Genomic DNA, 2447 nt, shown 5'->3' with positions numbered 1-2447 from the left:
TGCTGGTTCTCGAACGTCTCCTCGAACATGAGAGTCGGGGCCTTCGCGGCACCTGGCGCCGGGTTCGGCGCCGCGACGGCCATCGCCGGGGTCGCGAGCGCCGCGATCACGGCGATCACCCCCGCGACGGCAAGCTGCTGCAGAGTTCTCTTGTTCTTCATGATTCCCCTTCGGGTCAACGACATCGGCGACGTTTCACGCGACGACAGGACGAGCGCTTACGCATACAAGGAGTGCATCGAGCGGAAGAAGTGACGTTGTGCTTCTGAGTCCACTCATGCCGGAACAGCCGCAGGTTGTCCTGCGACACGGGCCGAGACGCGCGGCGGGGTCCCGGCCAAGACCTCGTGGTTCTCCGGGTGCCTGTCTGCTGTGAGGGGACAGGCACCCGGGATTCAGTTGTCGACGTGCTGCGTGTCGTCAGGGGCAGGTTTGGACGGCGGGTGCGATGACCCAGGAGTAGTCGCCCCAGTTGGTGCTGAGTGCGGTGATCTCGTCGCCGGGCACGCCGCTGATGGTGTGCCAGCCCCCGTCACCGGCGCCGGCCTTCGCCCACCACCGGCCGTCCGTGGTCTTCACGTAGGCATAGTTCGCTCCGATCGCGACGTCAGCGATGCCGCCTGCGGCGGCGAGAGCTCCGGCGGAGTCGGCTGGGGCGAACGAGGTGGCGTTCCCGGAGTAGTAGAGGGCGCCGTTGGACACCGCCCACACCCAGTTGCCGCCGGTGTTCGTGTAGATGGCGGTGGCGGCAGCGGGGAGCCCGGTCATCGACACCCACGGGGTGCTGGAAGAGGCTCCGAAGTGCGAGTACACCGCCCCGTTCGTGTCTCGGGCGTACGCGTAGCTGGCACCGATGGCTGTCTGCACAGCCTGCGAGAGCACGTTCGTGGGGTCGCTGGGCTGTGCCGTGGCTCCAAAACCGCTTCCTGGCGCCGTCCAGTAGACCTCGCCATCGGATCCGATGGCCCAGCCATAGCCGCCGCCCTCGTTGACGTTGATGGACGTATACGTTCCTGCGCCGCCGGTGAGCTGGACCCACGCCGTGCTGCCGAGAACGGGGCGCCACCACCATGTTCCGTCGGGCATGAGCGCATAGGCATAGTTCGCGGAGGCGGCGATGTCTTGCGGAGTGCCGGGGAGCCCGGGCATGGGGTCGGGTGTGGTGCTCGCTCCGTTGAGCCGGTAGACGTCGCCGCCGATGATGGCGAGACCGTAGTTCGTGCCTTGCGACGCGGTGACCTTCGTCGCGGATCCGGGGGCGACGACCTGGTCCCAGGGGCCGTCTGCGGCACCCGTGTGCGCGTAGAGCTTGCCATCCGCGTTGGTCGCCCAGACGAATGCGCCGGCCACGGCGAGCGAGACCGGGTTCTTCACGGTGCCGCTGGAATCAGCGGGCGACGCGGTGGTCGCGTTGTTGGAGAACCAGATCGCGCTGGTGCTGCCCTCGACCGCGAGCGGCGCCACGGCATTGGGTGCGCCGGTCGAAGACGCCGTCAGCGTGTACGTTCCCGAGCGTCCTGTTCCTGCGATCGCTGCGCTGCCGGTCAGCAACGCGCGTCCGTCGTTGCCCGTCACAATGCTCTTCGGCGCAGTGGATCCATCCGCCCACTTGAGGCCCTGAGGCAGGCTGACGATCACGACAGCTCCGGGGACCGGCCCGCTCTGCGACGACAACGTCACGTACCCGTCCGTCGTCGTGGCGCAGGCGGCAATCCCGGTAATCGGTCCCCACGTCAACGTGCGCGTGACGGAAGCGCTCGACATCGGCACAGCCGCTGCTGCGGCGATCACCGGGACGGACCAGGCTGCGCCTTTCACCACCGCTCGCCGCGACACGCTCCGCGATCGTGCGGGGGACGCGCCCTCATGCATGAACTTACCTGTTCCGTCGGTCACTGCTTCTCCTCGGGGTCTGTGGGGGAGTCGGGCAGATCAGGACGTCACTGCCTTCGCTAATGAAGGAGTACGGAAGGTTCCAGAGGTGACGCGGACGCGCTGTCGGGTTCGCCGTCGGCGTTCCGCGCAGGCGCAACGCCTGCGAAAGACCGCGACGACGTCGTCGGAGACCGACCGGTCCTCGAAGATGCGTCGCCGGGCGCGCCAGTGGGCCCGGGGGTTTGTCTCCCGGGCCCACTGCATTTCTTGCCACGTGGGCTCAGGCCGACGTCACCAAGGTTCTCGAACGATCGTCACCGTCGTAGATCCGCTGGTGCAGGGCCGGTAGGGCTGATTTCAGGCGCAGTCGCACACCATCGCGAGCGACTGCTTGTGGGCTCCGGCCGTGGGCGTACCGCACTGCGAGGTGCTGGAGGAGACGACCTTGAGGCAGCTGCTGGGGGCTGTCGCCGCATCGTTCCAGGCGCCGTTCACGAGGTAGGTGTACACCGCCTTCTCCTGCAGGAACCGGGGGGTCTGATTCGTGGGATCGCCGTCGGCGAAGGGCCAGT

Annotated in this window: 2 protein-coding genes; both read right to left on the bottom strand. The window is 67.6% G+C overall.

The window, feature by feature from the left end:
• Nucleotides 1-420: 420 nt before the first annotated feature.
• Nucleotides 421-1680 carry a hypothetical protein gene (locus ACIPY5_RS20135; protein ID WP_400974093.1) on the bottom strand — a complete coding sequence of 420 codons (1260 nt, stop codon included), beginning with the start codon at nt 1678-1680 and terminating at the stop codon, nt 421-423.
• A 552-nt stretch (nt 1681-2232) separates the two neighbouring features.
• Nucleotides 2233-2447 (bottom strand): hypothetical protein (locus ACIPY5_RS20130; protein ID WP_400974091.1); only part of this gene is annotated, 215 nt, incomplete at its 5' end.

The organism is Microbacterium sp. NPDC089698 (assembly GCF_044749045.1).
GTDB lineage: Bacteria > Actinomycetota > Actinomycetes > Actinomycetales > Microbacteriaceae > Microbacterium.
The sequence above is the reverse complement of the archived record's forward strand: the minus strand, read 5'-3'. Positions and strand labels throughout refer to the sequence as shown.